The sequence below is a fragment of the Bradyrhizobium sp. CCBAU 51745 genome (genome assembly GCF_028128715.1).
GTDB classification, from domain to species: Bacteria; Pseudomonadota; Alphaproteobacteria; order Rhizobiales; family Xanthobacteraceae; genus Bradyrhizobium; species Bradyrhizobium manausense.
In genome coordinates, this window is sequence record NZ_LBJP01000091.1 from 210,395 (window position 1) to 226,201 (window position 15,807).

Consider the following 15,807-nt stretch of genomic DNA (forward strand, 5'->3'; position numbering starts at 1 on the left):
GAGAATACTCGCAGGCGTCGTGACGTTGCGATGGAGGACGCGAGCGAACGCGCTGTGCAGGTGCGGGCGCATTTGCCTTCGCGAGAACGGTTCTAAACCGCTCCGGTCGCGTTTCGGTTGTCACCAAAACCAGCATCGTTCATATCGGCGCCGCCACGTCAGGAGTGCGGAATGGACGAATTGAACGGCAAGCTGATCGCGTGCCAGATTCTGATTACGGGGTTGATCGCTCGCGTAGCCAATGAGCAGCGCGATCCCTTGCGCTTTCTCACCGACTTCCGCGACGAGATCAAAGCCGTCGTTGGCGGCGTCAACATCGTGGGCATGGACAACACCGATCGCGTGCGTGCAACCGCGCAGCGCACCGTCGATGAATTGTTCTCGCTGATGAAGCCCCCGAGCAGCGACTGACGGCTGCGCAAGATGATGCCGAAGACGAGTGTCGCTATGTCCCGCTGCATCAACGTGTCGCGCGACAATGCCTGCTGCGACAGGCGTCCCGTGCTTTGACGCAAAGCGCGATGCACGAACCGCGCATCGCAAGGACAAACATCGGCTCCAGTTTAGAACGCTTACAAGCTCGAGCTTAGAACGGTTTCAAACCCAAATTTAGAATCGTTTTGATCTGGATGGATTCAACGTTGCTCATGCCGTGACTGCGTTGACCCTCATTGCCCCGCTCGATACGACCAGTGTGTCGCTCTGTCACGGTGCGACACACTGCAGCAATTGGAATGGGGGCGTAGGATGGGTATGGCAAGGGCTCCGCGGTCGTTGCGTTCGACCGCGGTACGGCAAGCATTGGTCGGCAATTTCGATGGTACGGCTGGCAAGACTGCTTCCACCGTTGCAGGCCTGATCGCAGTCGCGTCGGTATCGAGCGCAGCACAAGCGCAGCAGACAAGTCTGCCACCCGTCAACGTCGACGCGCCCAAGGAGCGGCCGCGCTCCACCACCGCGAAACCGACGCCCGATCAGGTCCGCGCCCGCAACGCGCTGCGGCGTGCGGCACAACAACGTCAGCAGGCTGCAGTGGCCCCGGTCGTCGATGCGGCCGCACCGTCGCCCGATCGCAATCCCTATGCAGATCCGGCTGCGCCCTACAAGGTCGATCACGTCCAGGCCGGCGGCAAGTTTCCGGAGAAGCTGGTCGATACGCCGAAGTCGATCACGGTGCTGAGCAAGGAAGTCCTCGAGGACAAGGGCGCCACCACGCTGAAGCAGGCGATCCTGAGCACGGCCGGTGTGACGCTCGGCACCGGCGAGGGCGGCAACGCTTTCGGCGATCGCTTCTTCATCCGCGGCTTTGACGCCCGCAACGACGTCTTCATCGACGGCGTGCGCGATGCCGGCGTCAGCGTGCGCGAGAACTTCTTCACCGAGCAGGTCGAGATCCTGCGCGGTCCAGCGTCGTCCTTCGCGGGCCGCGGCACGGCGGGTGGCGCCATCAACATCGTCACCAAGCAGGCAGTGACCGAGAAGAGCTTCTATAACATGGACACGACGTTTGGCACCGACCAGACCAAGCGTGTCACGCTCGACGTCAACCAGGTGATCAACCCGTCGCTCGCCGTTCGCGCCGGGGGCCTGTTTCAGGATGCCGACGTTGCGGGGCGGGATCGCGTCAAGGACAACCGCGATGGCGCCTTCGTCGCCACGACCTGGAAGCCGACCGACGCCATCAAGATCACCGGCAATTACATCCACACCGAGCTGACGGGCATTCCCGATTTCGGCGTGCCGTATTATCGGCCGAGCACGTCGTCGACATCAGGCGGGCCTTTCCCGGACTTCGGGGTCAACCGGAATAATTTCTACGGCTTCGTCAATCGCGATTTCTACCGGACCGGCCAGGATATCGGCACGATCAATGCAGAAGTTCAGGTCACGCCCGATCTGCTGCTCACCAACAAGATCCGGGAATCGCACTCGACGCAGAACTACATCGGCACACTGCCGGAATCGCCGACGCTGGCCGCAGGCGCTCCGTTCACGGCTTATACTGTGAGCGCCAACCCGCAGAGCCGCTACCAGGCCACCGACGTGTTCGCCAACCAGACCGAGGCGACGTACAAGTTCGACGATCATGCCGGCTTCAAGCACACATTGCTTGCAGGCATCGAATACGACAACGAGCGATCGTCGATCGACACTTACACCGGGCTTGGCTCGGAGATCACGACCGGGACGACGCCTTTCACCGGCTCGGGATCGACGTCCGGCGTCAGCGTGTTTTATCCGCAGGCCACCGACAATCCGTTCCCGATACCGGGGGGCCTGACCGGTAGGCCGACCAAGATTGGGATTGAAACCATCAGCGGCTACGTCATGGACAGCGCGAATTATCGCGATGTCCTCATCCTCAACGGCGGTTTCCGCTATGACGATTACAGCATCAAGACATCGGCTTTCACGGCGGCGGGTGCTTTCGGGCAGCAGTCCGCGCAATTCCTGGTTCCGGATTACAACCTCGGCCTCACGCTGAAGCCACTGCCCAACGGCAGCGTTTATGCCGCCTATGCGACCTCGGCGAATCCCGTAGGCTCGGAATTCGACGGCACCAGCACCGCCTATGGCGGCATCAATCCGAATCTGGCCGGTGGCAACAACCAGATCTTCGGGCCCGAGAAGAACAAGGCCATCGAGCTCGGCACCAAATGGGAGTTGTTCGATCGCCACCTGCTGCTGACTGCCGCGTTGTTCGAGACGACCAAGGAAAACGCGCGCGAGGCGCAGAACGTCGGCAGCACGGCCGCGGCGGCGGCGCTTGGCTGTACCTTCGCCCCTGTGGCTCCGGCAAGGACCGTGTCGTGCATCACGGCGGGCGCTGCCTATCGCGTCCGCGGCATCGATCTCGGGGTGGGTGGCAAGATCACGGACAAATGGAGCGTGTTCGGCGGCCTCGTGCTGATGCAGTCGGAGGTGACGAAGTCCCTGGCCCCGCCGGCCAACACGACACTCTACGCCTCCAATGTCGGGCGTCCGCTTGCCAACATCGCGCACCAGTCGTTCAGCCTGCTCTCGAAGTACCAGCTCAACGATACCTGGGAGTTGGGCGGGCAGGCGGTGTACCGCTCCAAGATCTATGGCGGCACTTTGCTCGCGGCCAACCAGGGCACGTCGATTCCGAGCTACTGGCGCTTTGATGCGTTCGCGGAAGCCAAGATCAACAAGAACTGGCAGGTGAAGCTGTTCGTCAACAACATCTTCGACAAGCGCTACTACGACGCGCTGTACCAGAGCGCGACTCCGTTCGTGCTGGAGGCGCCGGGACGCGCCGCCTATCTGGTCCTGTCCGCACGCTACTGATGGAGAACTGACGAGGTGCCATGCTGACATGCATTGAAGGCGTCCTGAGCAAGGATGATGTGGCGGAGTTTCGCCGCATCATGGATGCCAGCGAATGGGAAGACGGCCGTTCCACCGCGGGCGCGCAGTCAGCCATGGTCAAGCGCAACGAGCAGTTGCCGCCGGACGGTGAGGTCGCGCGCAAGCTCGGCCATCGCATCATCTCGGCGCTGACGGCGAACCCGCGGTTCCTGGCGGCCGCAATCCCGCTCCAGATCTTTCCGCCGCTGTTCAACCGCTATGCGGCGGACAGCGGCCACTATTTCGGCCTGCATGTCGACAACGCGATCCGCGGCGACCGCCTGACCGGCCTTCGCATTCGCACCGATCTGTCGGTCACGTTATTCCTCAGCGAGCCCGAAGATTACGATGGTGGCGAACTTGTGATCGAGGACACCTACGGTTCGCACGAAGTGAAGTTGCCAGCTGGGGACTGCGTGCTCTATCCCTCGACCAGCCTGCATCTGGTCACCCCGGTGACGAGGGGGGCGCGGGTTGCGTCTTTCTTCTGGCTCCAGAGCATGATACGGGACGATCAAGCCCGCAGCATGATCTTTGACCTCGACACCGCCATTCAGGCGCTGGTGGCACGGCTCGGGCGCGACGATCCCGAAACGGTCAAATTGACGGGTATCTATCACAACCTCATTCGCAACTGGGCCGAAGTATGAAGTTCGCATCTTTCCACGCAAGCCTCGTTGCAACCGCGCTGCTCGCGGCCACCTGGCACACAGCGCCTGCTGCTGCCCAGACACAACCCCAGGCGGCGGCGCAGGCTCGGCCCACAGCGCCTGCACCTGCGGCGGCCCTGCCGGCGCCGGCTACTGCCGCTACCGCGGCGCAACCAAGCGCTACCGCGGCGCCTTCGACCGCAGCCGCCACGGCTGCCACGCCCACGGCTGCGGCGCCCATGGCCGCGACGCCCAGCGCTCCCGCGACCGAGGCTGCCATCGCCCCGGCATCCGAGCCAGCGCCGAAGGCCGGCATCGCGCCGGCCATGAAGGAATTGTCGCCCTGGGTGATGTTCATGTCGGCGGACGTCATCGTGAAGGCGGTCATGATCGGGCTTGCCTTCGCCTCGCTTGTGACCTGGACCGTCTTCATCGCAAAATCGATCGAGCTGTCGATCGCCTCCACGAGGCTTCGTTCGGCGCTGAAGAGGATTGCAGAGGCGCGGTCGCTCGCGGAAGCCCAGATGGCGCTCGGCACCAAGCAGGGCATCCTGCCGTCCTTCCTGAGTGCCGCGCTGCGCGAAGCGCGGATGTCGGCGGGCCTGTCCAGCGACGGCGGCATCAAGGAGCGTGCGGCGTCGAGCTTCGCCGAGATCGTGCGCGCGGAAGCGCGGCGCATCCGCGTCGGTATGGGTGTGCTTGCGACCATCGGTTCGACGTCACCCTTCGTCGGTCTGTTCGGCACCGTCTGGGGCATCATGAACAGTTTTATCGGCATCTCGAAGTCGCAGACGACCAATCTTGCTGTGGTTGCCCCCGGCATCGCCGAGGCGCTGCTCGCCACTGCCATCGGTCTCGTCGCCGCTATTCCTGCCGTCATCATCTACAATCACTTCTCGCGCGTGACGAAGGGCTATCTCGAGCTCGTCAGCCGCGCCTCGGGCGCCGCCGCCCGGCTGTTGTCGCGCGATCTCGACCGCAGCCATGGCAGCGCGCATTCGCACGCGGCGGAGTAAGCCATGGCTGTCTCGCTCACCGAGAATGATGACGACGACGATTTCTCCGAAACGCATGACATCAACGTCACGCCGTTCATCGACGTCATCCTGGTGCTGCTGATCATCTTCATGGTCGCAGCTCCGCTGTCGACAGTCGATCTGCCGATTGACCTGCCGACGTCGAGCGCGCAGCCGCAGAAGAAGCCGGACAAGCCGACCTATGTCAGCATCAAGCCCGATCTGACGCTGGCGATCGGAGAGAATCCGGTCAAGCGCACCGACCTCGTCAGCTCGCTCGATGCCATCGCCGATATGAGCAAGGACAAATATCTGTTCCTGCGCGCCGACAAGGCGGTGCCGTATGGCGAGTTGATGGGCGTGATGGAAATCCTGCGATCCGGCGGCTATTCTCGGATCAAGCTGGTGGCGCTAGAGGCACCTCCTGCGGCGGCCGGGCCGGCGCAAGGGGCAGTCCAACCCTGATGGCGGCGCGATGACCGACCCTGTGTTCGAGGCAAAATCCTCGCGGCCGTTGTGGATCGTGGCCGCTGTCGTAGCGATTGGCCTGCATCTTGGCGGGGCCGCGCTCGCGCTCGCCAACCTACGTGCCGACGACGGTGACGACGGCCTCGGCGCGAACGGCGCGGAATACGCCGTCGAAATGACCTCACCGAAGCTTCCCGAGACGGATCTGCCGCCCGGTCCGGACAGCGAAGCCTCACAGTACCAGCCGCAGCAGATGCAGCAGCAGGCCGAGGTGAAGGAGACCGACCTGCCGAAGGAGATTCCCCAGGAGGCCGAGGACCCGGACCGCCTCGTCACCGAGAATGACTCCAAGAAGCCGGTGGAGGACACCACGAAGGTGGCTAAGGTCGAGACCCAGGCCGTCGAGGAGATGCCGAACGCCCAGGAATCGGCAAGGCAGGCACTGAACGAGGACGCGCGCGAGGACGAGAAGGCGGCGGCGCCCCATCAGGGCATCGGCAAGGACATCCGCAAGCTGACCGCCGAGTGGGGCAAGCGGATCAGCGCCTATTTCGAGATTCACAAGCGCTATCCCAAGGACAAGATCAAGACGACGACGGTGACGCTCAGCCTGGTCCTGAACCGGCGCGGCAATGTCGTGTCCGTCAATGTCGCGGAATCCTCAGGGGATCCCGCCTTCGACGATGCGGCCATTTCCATGGTGCGCCGGTCGGATCCGGTGCCGGTTCCGCCGGCCGAACTGACCGACGATCAGTTCGCCTTCAGCCTGCCGGTGAACTTCAAGAAGCCGTCGAAACAGGCTGATAGCGCTCAGCGCCAGTAGAACTTGATCCCGACATAGACCACGACCAGGCAGGCGAAGATCAGCGCCACCGGCAGCGGGCGCTTCTGGGTTCCTCCGGCCGTCGTTGCCCCGAAGAAGCCGGCCTTTTTCGGCTTTGGAGCCGGGCGCCGGAAAGCGGTAACATTGTCCCTTGCCGGTTCGGCCGGCCGCGTGCGGACGTCGGGCGGGTTTCCACCGCCGCCCATCTCCAGATAGTAGGATTTGTAGACCTCGGCGATGGCGGTCTCTGTCGCCTCAGCCTCGCTCATCCGCTCCAGCAGCTTCTTGTAGCCGTCCAGGAAGCCCTGTGCGTCAGGGGGCAGCGCCGACAACCCGTTCAGCTTGGCCATCATCTTCCAGGTGGCGAAATCGGCTCGGGCACGGGTGTCCGCGCGACGCGCGATCAGCATATCGGCAGCTTTGACCAAGTTGGCCTCTAGCCCTTCGGCTTTGTCTTCAGGGATATCAAGTACGGTTTCAACTACGCATTGCCGGTGGCCAAGAGAACAGCTTGAATCACATAACCGGTCAACGTTCGCAGTATTGCTGAAATAACATCAAGATTTAGACCGAACTGGGAACCCGCCAACGGTAGCAAAATCAGAAGCCCGATCAGGATCATCATGCCGAACGGCTCGAGTCGCGACAGCGGCAGGGCGAGCGCGCGGGGCAACAGCCCGACCGCGACCCGTCCGCCGTCGAGCGGCGGTATCGGCATCATGTTGAAGACCGCCAGCACGGCGTTGATCAGCAGCGCATTCTTGAGATTGTCAAAGATCCATTGCGCGGAGCCTGCCGGCGCCAAGGGCAAAGCGTGGAGGGCGAGACCTGCGACCAGCGCCAGCAGGATGTTGGTGACGGGACCGGCGAGAGCGACCCAGACCATGTCCAGCTTCGGATTGTTGAGCTTGCGAAAATTCACCGGCACGGGCTTGGCATAGCCGAACAGGAACGGGGAATGCGCAAACAGCAGCATCGCCGGTAATATCAGCGTGCCGAACGGATCGATGTGCCTGGCAGGATTGAAGCTGACGCGCCCAAGCTGCCAGGCTGTGTCGTCGCCGAGCCGGTGCGCGACAAAACCGTGCGCGGCTTCATGGAAGGTGATGGCAAGCACCAGCGGCAGCACCCACACCGAGAGATCATAAAAGGAAACGTTCACGTCGCATCCAGCCTGTTTGTGCCTGTCGCCTTGCAGACGACCGTCAGGCGGTGCAGCAATGCTTCAGCTCAACATAGGGTGGCCGGTTCCGAAATGCCACGCTGCAGATGATCGGCGAGCAGTGCCGCCGGGCGCGATAGGCCGCGCGCGCAATGGAGGCGGATGTCCGCCACCGGCAGCGGCGGCAGGCCGTCGCGTAAGCCGAGAGGTCGAAGGCGGCGCGGCAGGGTGCCGGCCTTCACGACGGTCACCACAAGGCCTTCCGCTGCGATCGCTTCCACCGCCGCCGTCGTCCGGCTGACAAAGGCGAGCCGCCAGGGCCGGCCGGCGTGATCAAGTGCTTCCGCGGCCCATTGGCGGAACAGGCAGCCCGGCGGGTAGAGCGCGACGGGCAGGGTGTCTTCCGCCATGGCACGACAAGCGGCGGCGGCTGCCCAGACGGCCTGCTCGCGCCGCAACAGCTCGCCCTCGCCACGCCCTTCCGGATGCATGGCGATGACGAGGTCATAGGCCTCGCCTAGGCGGGCCGGCATGGTGGCGGTCAGCCCGGTCTCGACCTCGACCCTGACGGTCGGATGATTCTTGGCAAAGCTCGCCAGCAGCGGCGGAACGACGATCGTGCCATAATCGTCCATCACGCCGAGGCGAATGACCGCCTCGGGCTTGCGCGCGCGCAAGGCGTCGACCGCTTCCGCATGAAGGGCAAGGATACGCTGGGCATAGGCGCGCAGCTCTTTGCCCGCGGCGGTCTGCACGATGCCGTCCCGATTACGCTGAAACAACTTTGTGCCGAGCCGCTGCTCGAGGCGCCTGACCTGCACGCTCACCGCCGACTGTGTGCGGTTGAGCCGATCGGCCGCGCGCGTGAACGAGCGATGCTCGGCGACGGCGAGAAAAGCCCTCAGCAGATCGGGATCGAGGTCGGGCGCGGTCATGACGGAACGTTATCCCAGCATGACGGAAATTCCATTCTCAGTTTTGACACGGCCCGTATGCTGTTCGTCAGCGCGTTCGTCAGGGAGCAATCGTGAGCGAGATTTTCGGCGTTCTGGCCGCGGTGCTGTCGAGCGCGCTGGGCGGCACCTCGATTGGCGCGACGCGCTATCTCGTCGGCAGCATCGATCCGCTGGCGATTGGCTCATTCCGGTTTGGCATTGGCTTTCTGCTGCTACTGCCGCTGACCCTGCTGCGCGGCGACCGCTGGCCGGAGCGCGATGACTGGGCGGCTACCGTCGGGCTCGGCATATTGTTTTTCGCGCTGTTTCCAATCTTGTTCAATGCATCGCTGATCTTCACGACAGCCGCGCGCGGCGCGCTCGCGCTATCGACGCTGCCACTGTTGTCGCTCGTGATTGGCGCCGCGCTCGGCAGCGAAGCCCTGACCTGGCGCAAGTCAATTGGTGTCGTCGTGGCAACATCGGGCGTTGCCGTCGCGCTTCTCTCTGACTTGAGCTCGGCGCCGTCAGGGGCCTGGCGCGGTGATCTTCTGATGATGGCGGCTGCGCTGTGCATGGCGCTGTATGGCATCTGGTCGAAGCCGCTGATCCGGCGCTCCAGCCCAATCGGGTTTACGACCATGAGCATGGCCGCGGGCGGTCTCTGCCTCATCCTGCTTTCAAGTTTTCGAGGCAGCTTCGCGCCCGTTGCAGATTTCGGCACGCCCCAATGGCTGGCTGCGCTTTATCTCGGCGCCTTCGGCGCGGCGCTGACCTTCTATCTCTGGGCCTTCGCGTTGGAGCGGACTACGCCGACGCGCGTGGCGATTTCGGTCACGGTCAATCCGATCACGGCATCGCTGGTCGGCGCCTGGCTGCTGCATGAGCCGCTGCGCTGGAACCTCGCGGCCGGCATTGTCGCGGTGTTCGCAGGGATTTGGTTAGCCACGACAACGGGAAAGCGCGTGCGGGCGGCAAGCATCACCGTTTCAAGGCAGCCCTGACCTCAGGCCGGGATCGTCGTCTCATACTGCGTCAGGCCGTCGTCGAGCTTCACCCAGGCGAGCTTTTCCGAGACCCAGATGTGCTCGGTCGGCGCGAAGGCGTTGCGGTCGTCGAAGGTCGCGAGCGCGACGCCGGCCAGCGTGCCGTTGCGCCGCCAGGAGAACAGCCGCGTGCCGCAGGTCTTGCAGAACACGCGGTCGATCGCCTCAGACGACTTGTAGCGGCCGGTCTCACCCTCGACTGTCAGCGCCTTCTGGTCGAACTGGGCGCGGGCGAAATAGGGCGAGCCCATCGCCTTCTGGCACATGCGGCAGTGACAGATGCGCACGTTCAGCGGTTCGCCCTCCGCCTTGAACCGTACTGCGCCGCACAGGCATCCACCTTCCCGGATCATGGTGTCCTCAATAGGTTGCCCGTCCACCCGAGATATCGAACACCGCGCCGGTCGAGAACGCGCAGTCTTCGGATGCGAGCCATGCGACCATCGCCGCCAGTTCTTCCACCAGCACGAAGCGCGCTTTGGGGATTTTAGACAGCATGAAATCGATATGCTGCTGCGTCATCTGGTCGAAGATCGCGGTCTTGGCCGCCGCCGGCGTCACCGCATTCACGAGAATGTCATGCGCGGCGAGCTCCTTGCCGAGCGATTTGGTCAGCGCGATCAGGCCAGCCTTGGAGGCTGAATAGTGCGAGGCGTTCGGATTGCCTTCCTTGCCGGCGATCGAGGCGATGTTCACGATCCGCCCGTATTTCTGCTTGAGCATCACCGGCACGATGGCCTTGCAGACGATGAAGGGACCGTCGAGGTTGATGCGCAGGACTTTCCGCCATTCCTCCAGATCGGTCTCCCAGACCGGCTTGTTGACGCCGGCGATGCCGGCATTGTTGACGAGGATGTCGATCCTGCCGAAGGCTGCCAGCGTCGCATCGCGGGCCTGCTCGACGCCTGCGGTGTCGGTCACGTCGACCTTGAAGACGCGGACGTTGTCGCCGATCTCCGCGGCGGTCTTCTCGGCCAAATCTGAATCAAAATCCCAGATTGCGACCCTGGCGCCGGAGGCGACGAAACGCTCGCTGATGGCGCGGCCAAAGCCCTGCGCGCCGCCGGTGACGACGGCGACGCGGTCGTTGAGATCAATCTTGTTCATCAGATGTGATCCGGTGGGCGTCAGAGCATGTAGCCGCCGTCAACCACGAGGTCGACACCGGTGGTGAAGGCGCTCTCGTCGCTGCCGAGATAGACCGCCATGGATGCGATCTCCTCGGCAGTGCCGAGCCGGCCCATCTTCTGGCGCGAGATGAACATCTCCTTGCCCTGCGGCCCTTGGGCTGCGGCGCGGTCGAGCATCGAGGGGGTCTCGACGGTGCCGGGGCAGATCGCGTTGCAACGGATGCCCTTGGTGATGAAGTCCAGCGCGACCGCGCGCGACAGCAGCGACACCGCGGCTTTGGATGAGCTGTAAACGTAGCGGTTCGCCGGCGGACGCAGCGCCGCGCAGGACGAGATGTTGACGATGCTGCCGCCGCCGCCCGCGATCATGTCAGGCAGGAAGGCCTTGATGGTCCGGTGCATCGACTTGACGTTGAGGTCGAACGAGAAATCGAAATCCTCTTCCGAGCAATCCAGGATGGTCCCGTGGTGCACGAAGCCGGCCGCGTTGAGCAGGATGTCGATCTTGCCGATACGTTTTGCAAAGGCATTGACGTCAGCGGTGTTGCGGACGTCGAGCTTGGCGACTTCCGTGATGCCTTCTTTGGTCAGGCTTGCGATGCCGGCCTCGTTGATGTCGGTGGCGATGACGGTTGCGCCTTCACGCGCGAATGCGAGCGCGCATGCGCGCCCGATGCCTGCCGCTGCAGCCGTGACGACGGCGCGCTTGCCCTTGAGGCGGTTGGCCATGGTGTTCTCCCTTTGAGTTGGTCATTCCGGGGCGCGCCTCTTGGCGCGAGCCCGGAATCCATTGTGCGGCAAAGTTTGTGGATTGATGGATTCCGGGCTCGCGCTGCGCGCGCCCCGGAATGACAGCGTCAGTGATTATCCCGCGGCACGCCAAACGCCGAGGCGACGTTCTGGTAGCGCGTGGCGAGCTCCATGCAGGCGCCGGTCGATTGCTGGCCGACAGTGCTACGATAGATCTCCTGCCACGGCGTCTGGTTCGGCGGATGCTTGAAGCCGCCGGCGGCCTTCAGCTCGGCATGGCGCTTCTTCAGTTCCTCCTCGGAGATGAGGATGTTGGCGCTGCCCTTGTTGAGGTCGATGCGGACCTTGTCGCCGGTCCTGAGGATCGCGAGGCCGCCGTTGGCGGCGGCTTCCGGCGAGGCGTTCAGGATGGACGGCGAGCCCGAGGTGCCGGACTGACGGCCATCGCCGATGCAGGGCAGGGACAGGATGCCGCGTTTGATCAGCGCCGCCGGCGGCTGCATGTTCACGACCTCGGCACCACCGGGGTAACCGATCGGGCCGGTGCCGCGGATGAACAGCACGCAATGCTCGTCGATGTCGAGCGAGGCATCGTCGATCCGCGCGTGATAATCCTCCGGCCCCTCGAACACGACGGCGCGGCCCTCGAAGGCGTTCAGATCCTTCGGATTGCTCAAGTAGCGATCGCGAAACTCCTTGGAGATCACCGAGGTCTTCATGATCGCAGAATCGAACAGATTGCCCCTCAGCACCAGGAAGCCGGCGTCCTTCACCAGCGGCTTGTCGTAGGCCCAGATCACGTCGTTGTCGGGCGCCGGCGCATTCTTGCAATTCTCGCCGATGCCGCGGCCGTTGACGGTGACCGCGTCCTCATGGATGCGCTTGTGCTTCATCAATTCGCGCACCACCGCGGGCACGCCGCCGGCGCGGTGGAATTCCTCGCCAAGATAGAATCCGGCCGGCTGCATGTTGACCAGCAGCGGCACGTCGTGGCCGAATTTCTGCCAGTCGTCGATCGACAGCTCGACGCCGATGTGTCGGGCCAACGCGTTGATGTGGATCGGCGCGTTGGTCGAGCCGCCGATCGCCGAATTGATGACGATACAGTTCTCGAACGCCTTGCGGGTCAGGATGTCCGACGGCTTGAGGTCTTCCCAGACCATCTCGACAATACGTTTTCCCGTCTCATAGGCGATCTGGCCGCGCTCGCGATAGGGAGCGGGGATGGCCGCGCAGCCCGGCAGCGAGAAGCCGAGCGCTTCGGCAAGGCCGTTCATGGTCGAGGCCGTGCCCATGGTGTTGCAATGGCCGACCGACGGCGCCGAGGACGCCACGATCTCCATGAACTCTTCATAGTCGATCTCGCCGGCGGCGAGCCGCTCGCGCGACTTCCAGACGATGGTGCCGGAGCCGGTGCGCTCGCCATTGTGCCAGCCGTTCAGCATGGGCCCGCCCGACAGCACGATCGCGGGCAGGTTGACGGTCGCCGCCGCCATCATGCAGGCCGGCGTGGTCTTGTCGCAGCCGGTGGTCAGCACCACGCCGTCGAGCGGGTAGCCGTAGAGCACCTCGACCAGGCCCAGATAAGCGAGGTTGCGGTCCAGCGCCGCGGTCGGGCGCTTGCCGGTCTCCTGGATCGGGTGGGTCGGGAATTCCATCGCAATGCCGCCGGCCTCGCGGATACCCTCGCGGACGCGGTGGGCCAGCTCGATATGGTGGCGGTTGCAGGGCGACAGGTCGTTGCCGGTCTGGGCGATACCGATGATCGGCTTGCCGGATTGCAGCTCGGCGCGGGTGAGGCCGAAATTCAGGTAGCGCTCCATATAGAGCGCGGTCATGCCCGGATTATGCGGATTGTTGAACCAGTCCTGCGAGCGAAGATGGCGGCGGGTGCCGTTGCCGGCGGGCGCGTGCCCATTGGTTGGGTTTTTTGTCATGGGTTTCTCCTTCAATGCAAACGCACGGTCCGACGTTCAGGATGTCGATCGGTGCGCTGCCCGGCAGCGCGAGCATGGTCAGACGGCCCGCCTGCTGGCGAACATTTCCTCATGGTTGGGATACTACTCACGGGTCGTTGGTAACGCTATCATTTTGTACGGCGGCCACCCATTCGCCCGCGCGGGGGCTCGCCGTCGGCCGCTGTGCTTGCGAACTCTGTCGTTCGATCACCGTGAAGCCGAGATCGAGCACGGGCTTTTCAGGGCGCTTTCCCTCGATCGCTTCAATCAGCATCGCGGCAGCCGTGCTGCCCATCTCGTAACGATTGGTCCGCACGCTCGTCAGCGTCGGCACCGAGGAGGCCATGAATTCGAGGTCGTTGAAGCCGACGATCGCGATCTGGTCGGGGACCGGGATCTCGCGCCGGCGGCATTCGAAGAGAACGCCGAGCGCGAGGTCGTCATTGGCGCAGAACACCGCGTCGATGTCGGGCTCGCGCGCGATCAGATCGGCGAACAGCGCGCCGCCAAGCGTCACCGAGGTCGGCGTAGCCGTCGTCACGGTCAGTCTTTGGTCGAACAGGCCGGCCTCTTTCATGGCTGCGGCATAGCCGTCGAGCCGGCGCTGCACCCGGGGATCCATGCGGGCGCCGACGAAGCCGATCCTGCGGTGGCCCTGCGCGAACAAATGGGCAATTGCCGCGCGCGCCGCATCATAGTGGGAGAAGCCGATCATCATGTCGACCGGATTGGGCCCGATCTCCATGATCTGCACGATCGGGCAGTCGGCCGCCTCAAGCATCGCGCGGGACTCGGTAGTCTGGTCGATGCCGGTGACGATCAGTCCCGCCGGCTTCTGTGCCAGAAACAGCCGCAGCAGCTTCTCCTCCTGGAGAATGGAGTAGCGCGTGTTGGACAGCTGGATCGAGTAACGGCTGCCTTCGGACGCGTCATAGATGCCGCGCAGCACGTCGGAAAACACGTTGTTGGTCAGCGACGGAATCAAGACGCCGATCACTTCGGTGCGCTGCGAGGCCAGCGCACGTGCCGCAAGGTTGGGCACATAGCCGAGCTCCCGGGCCGCGCTTTCGACCCGCGTCCGCTTGGCCATCGAGAGCGCCTCGGGATTGCGGAAGAAGCGGGACGCCGTGATCGGGCTGACGCCGGCCAGCTCGGCGACTTCCGCCAACCGAATCTTGCCAGACTTGGTGCGCTTTCGACCCATTTGTTGCTCATAACACAGCCATTCCCGCAAACAAAGGATCGTTGACAGCGCTACCAGCAACGAATAACCAAAGACAAATTGCCAAACCCGCACAAACTGCTGACAATGTCGCCTGTTAAGAGGGCTTCGGGTCAGCGAAGTTCAGAAAAAACAAGTCCGCGGCGGCGCTGCAGAGATGTGTCGTCTCGGTCGAAGGAGGGAGCTAGATGTCGTCTGTGCAAATCCGCGACGTGCGGAAATCGTTCGGCAATTTTGAGGTCCTGCACGGCGTCTCGATCCCGATCGAGGATGGCCAGTTCGTCGTCCTGGTTGGCCCCTCCGGCTGCGGCAAGTCGACGCTGCTGCGCATGCTCGCAGGCCTCGAGAACATCACCTCAGGCACGATCTCGATTGGCGATCGCGTCGTCAACAATGTCCAGCCCAAGGAGCGGGACATTGCGATGGTGTTCCAGAATTACGCGCTCTATCCGCACATGACCGTCGCCGAGAACATGGGCTTCTCGCTGAAGCTGCGGAACGCCGGCTCGGACGAGATCGGCAAGCGGGTCAAGCGCGCCGCTGAAATTCTTGCCCTGACGCCGTTGCTCGACCGCTACCCGCGCCAGCTCTCGGGCGGCCAGCGCCAGCGCGTCGCCATGGGCCGCGCCATCGTGCGCGATCCCCAGGTCTTCCTGTTCGACGAGCCGTTGTCGAACCTCGACGCCAAGCTGCGCGTCGCCATGCGCACCGAGATCAAGGAGCTGCACCAGCGGCTCAAGACCACCACCGTTTACGTCACCCACGACCAGATCGAGGCCATGACCATGGCCGACAAGATCGTCGTGATGCATGACGGCATCGTCGAGCAGATGGGCACGCCGCTCGAGCTCTATGACCGGCCGGAAAACCAGTTCGTCGCCGGCTTCATTGGCTCACCGGCCATGAATTTCCTGAAGGGGCATATCCGCGTCAACGGCGTTGCGACCTTCGAAGGACCAAACGGCGTCAAGCTGCCGCTCAAGAGCGCGCCGGCTGCCTCGGACGGCAAGCCCGTGGTTTACGGCGTCCGTCCCGAGCATTTCACCATTGCCGATGACGGCGCCGACGCCGAGATCGTCGTGGTCGAGCCGACCGGCTCGGAGACGCAGGTGTTTGCGAAGCTCGGGGGCGAGCAGGTCGTCGCGGTCTTCCGCGAGCGCCACCAGTTCAATCCAGGCGACAAGGTCAAGCTGAAACCCGATCCGGGCGTGATCCACTTGTTTGACGAGGCGACAGGCAAACGAATTTAGCCTGAACAAAGCAAAAAAAAGCATCACT

General features: G+C 63.6%; 16 protein-coding genes. 8 read left to right on the forward strand and 8 right to left on the reverse strand.

Annotation, left to right across the window (positions count from 1 at the left end; genetic code table 11):
- The first annotated feature begins 171 nt into the window (after positions 1–171).
- From XH98_RS33810 to XH98_RS33835, 6 genes are all read left to right on the forward strand, one after another.
- Positions 172–411, forward strand: coding sequence for a hypothetical protein (locus XH98_RS33810; protein ID WP_271603162.1), 240 nt, complete (start codon positions 172–174; stop codon positions 409–411).
- A 336-nt stretch (positions 412–747) separates the two neighbouring features.
- A complete protein-coding gene (locus tag XH98_RS33815) occupies positions 748–3,309 on the forward strand; it encodes a TonB-dependent receptor (protein ID WP_271621149.1) in 2,562 nt (853 codons plus the stop codon).
- A gap of 20 nt (positions 3,310–3,329) precedes the next feature.
- On the forward strand, positions 3,330–4,019 hold the full coding sequence (locus XH98_RS33820; protein WP_057758231.1) for a Fe2+-dependent dioxygenase: 690 nt from the start codon (positions 3,330–3,332) through the stop codon (positions 4,017–4,019).
- Positions 4,016–5,035, forward strand: coding sequence for a tonB-system energizer ExbB (exbB, locus tag XH98_RS33825; RefSeq protein ID WP_271621150.1), 1,020 nt, complete (start codon positions 4,016–4,018; stop codon positions 5,033–5,035). The genes XH98_RS33820 and exbB overlap by 4 nt, the downstream gene beginning before the upstream one ends.
- A gap of 3 nt (positions 5,036–5,038) precedes the next feature.
- Positions 5,039–5,500, forward strand: coding sequence for a TonB system transport protein ExbD (gene exbD, locus XH98_RS33830; protein WP_220001949.1), 462 nt, complete (start codon positions 5,039–5,041; stop codon positions 5,498–5,500).
- Between the two features lie 10 nt (positions 5,501–5,510).
- The gene (locus XH98_RS33835) at positions 5,511–6,326 is read left to right on the forward strand and encodes an energy transducer TonB (RefSeq protein ID WP_271603158.1); all 816 of its coding nucleotides are present in this window, start codon (positions 5,511–5,513) and stop codon (positions 6,324–6,326) included.
- On the opposite strand, the gene XH98_RS33840 is transcribed toward XH98_RS33835, so the two are convergent.
- From XH98_RS33840 to XH98_RS33850, 3 genes are all read right to left on the reverse strand, one after another.
- On the reverse strand, positions 6,314–6,736 hold the full coding sequence (locus XH98_RS33840; RefSeq protein WP_271621234.1) for a hypothetical protein: 423 nt from the start codon (positions 6,734–6,736) through the stop codon (positions 6,314–6,316). The genes XH98_RS33835 and XH98_RS33840 overlap by 13 nt on opposite strands.
- A 71-nt stretch (positions 6,737–6,807) precedes the next feature.
- Positions 6,808–7,488, reverse strand: coding sequence for a site-2 protease family protein (locus tag XH98_RS33845; RefSeq protein ID WP_271603157.1), 681 nt, complete (start codon positions 7,486–7,488; stop codon positions 6,808–6,810).
- A gap of 68 nt (positions 7,489–7,556) precedes the next feature.
- Positions 7,557–8,423, reverse strand: a complete 867-nt coding sequence (locus XH98_RS33850) for a LysR family transcriptional regulator (protein WP_271621151.1) — start codon at positions 8,421–8,423, stop codon at positions 7,557–7,559.
- A gap of 92 nt (positions 8,424–8,515) precedes the next feature.
- Between XH98_RS33850 and XH98_RS33855 the strand changes: the two genes are divergently transcribed.
- Positions 8,516–9,427, forward strand: coding sequence for a DMT family transporter (locus XH98_RS33855; RefSeq protein WP_271621152.1), 912 nt, complete (start codon positions 8,516–8,518; stop codon positions 9,425–9,427).
- A 2-nt stretch (positions 9,428–9,429) separates the two neighbouring features.
- Here the strand turns inward: XH98_RS33855 and XH98_RS33860 are convergent, their stop codons facing one another.
- The 5 genes from XH98_RS33860 to XH98_RS33880 form a co-directional block, all read right to left on the reverse strand.
- The gene (locus XH98_RS33860) at positions 9,430–9,822 is read right to left on the reverse strand and encodes a GFA family protein (RefSeq protein ID WP_057758215.1); all 393 of its coding nucleotides are present in this window, start codon (positions 9,820–9,822) and stop codon (positions 9,430–9,432) included.
- A gap of 7 nt (positions 9,823–9,829) precedes the next feature.
- A complete protein-coding gene (locus XH98_RS33865; RefSeq protein WP_271603154.1) occupies positions 9,830–10,576 on the reverse strand; it encodes an SDR family NAD(P)-dependent oxidoreductase in 747 nt (248 codons plus the stop codon).
- Positions 10,577–10,596: 20 nt separating this feature from the next.
- The gene (locus tag XH98_RS33870; RefSeq protein WP_271603153.1) at positions 10,597–11,328 is read right to left on the reverse strand and encodes an SDR family oxidoreductase; all 732 of its coding nucleotides are present in this window, start codon (positions 11,326–11,328) and stop codon (positions 10,597–10,599) included.
- 128 nt (positions 11,329–11,456) lie between these two features.
- The gene (locus tag XH98_RS33875) at positions 11,457–13,286 is read right to left on the reverse strand and encodes an IlvD/Edd family dehydratase (protein ID WP_271603152.1); all 1,830 of its coding nucleotides are present in this window, start codon (positions 13,284–13,286) and stop codon (positions 11,457–11,459) included.
- Positions 13,287–13,413: 127 nt separating this feature from the next.
- Positions 13,414–14,511 (reverse strand): LacI family DNA-binding transcriptional regulator, encoded by a 1,098-nt coding sequence (locus XH98_RS33880; protein WP_271621153.1) that lies wholly within the window; start codon positions 14,509–14,511, stop codon positions 13,414–13,416.
- Between the two features lie 206 nt (positions 14,512–14,717).
- On the opposite strand from XH98_RS33880, the gene XH98_RS33885 reads away from it, so the two are divergent.
- On the forward strand, positions 14,718–15,779 hold the full coding sequence (locus tag XH98_RS33885; protein WP_271603150.1) for an ABC transporter ATP-binding protein: 1,062 nt from the start codon (positions 14,718–14,720) through the stop codon (positions 15,777–15,779).
- The last annotated feature ends 28 nt before the right edge of the window (positions 15,780–15,807 follow it).

Coding starts and splice junctions, on each gene's coding strand:
- XH98_RS33810 (WP_271603162.1), top strand. CDS start 172: ATGGACGAATTGAACGGCAAGCTGATCGCGTGCCAGATTCTGATTACG.
- XH98_RS33815 (WP_271621149.1), top strand. CDS start 748: ATGGGTATGGCAAGGGCTCCGCGGTCGTTGCGTTCGACCGCGGTACGG.
- XH98_RS33820 (WP_057758231.1), top strand. CDS start 3,330: ATGCTGACATGCATTGAAGGCGTCCTGAGCAAGGATGATGTGGCGGAG.
- exbB (WP_271621150.1), top strand. CDS start 4,016: ATGAAGTTCGCATCTTTCCACGCAAGCCTCGTTGCAACCGCGCTGCTC.
- exbD (WP_220001949.1), top strand. CDS start 5,039: ATGGCTGTCTCGCTCACCGAGAATGATGACGACGACGATTTCTCCGAA.
- XH98_RS33835 (WP_271603158.1), top strand. CDS start 5,511: ATGACCGACCCTGTGTTCGAGGCAAAATCCTCGCGGCCGTTGTGGATC.
- XH98_RS33840 (WP_271621234.1), bottom strand. CDS start 6,736: ATGCTGATCGCGCGTCGCGCGGACACCCGTGCCCGAGCCGATTTCGCC.
- XH98_RS33850 (WP_271621151.1), bottom strand. CDS start 8,423: ATGACCGCGCCCGACCTCGATCCCGATCTGCTGAGGGCTTTTCTCGCC.
- XH98_RS33860 (WP_057758215.1), bottom strand. CDS start 9,822: ATGATCCGGGAAGGTGGATGCCTGTGCGGCGCAGTACGGTTCAAGGCG.
- XH98_RS33865 (WP_271603154.1), bottom strand. CDS start 10,576: ATGAACAAGATTGATCTCAACGACCGCGTCGCCGTCGTCACCGGCGGC.
- XH98_RS33870 (WP_271603153.1), bottom strand. CDS start 11,328: ATGGCCAACCGCCTCAAGGGCAAGCGCGCCGTCGTCACGGCTGCAGCG.
- XH98_RS33875 (WP_271603152.1), bottom strand. CDS start 13,286: ATGACAAAAAACCCAACCAATGGGCACGCGCCCGCCGGCAACGGCACC.
- XH98_RS33880 (WP_271621153.1), bottom strand. CDS start 14,511: ATGGGTCGAAAGCGCACCAAGTCTGGCAAGATTCGGTTGGCGGAAGTC.
- XH98_RS33885 (WP_271603150.1), top strand. CDS start 14,718: ATGTCGTCTGTGCAAATCCGCGACGTGCGGAAATCGTTCGGCAATTTT.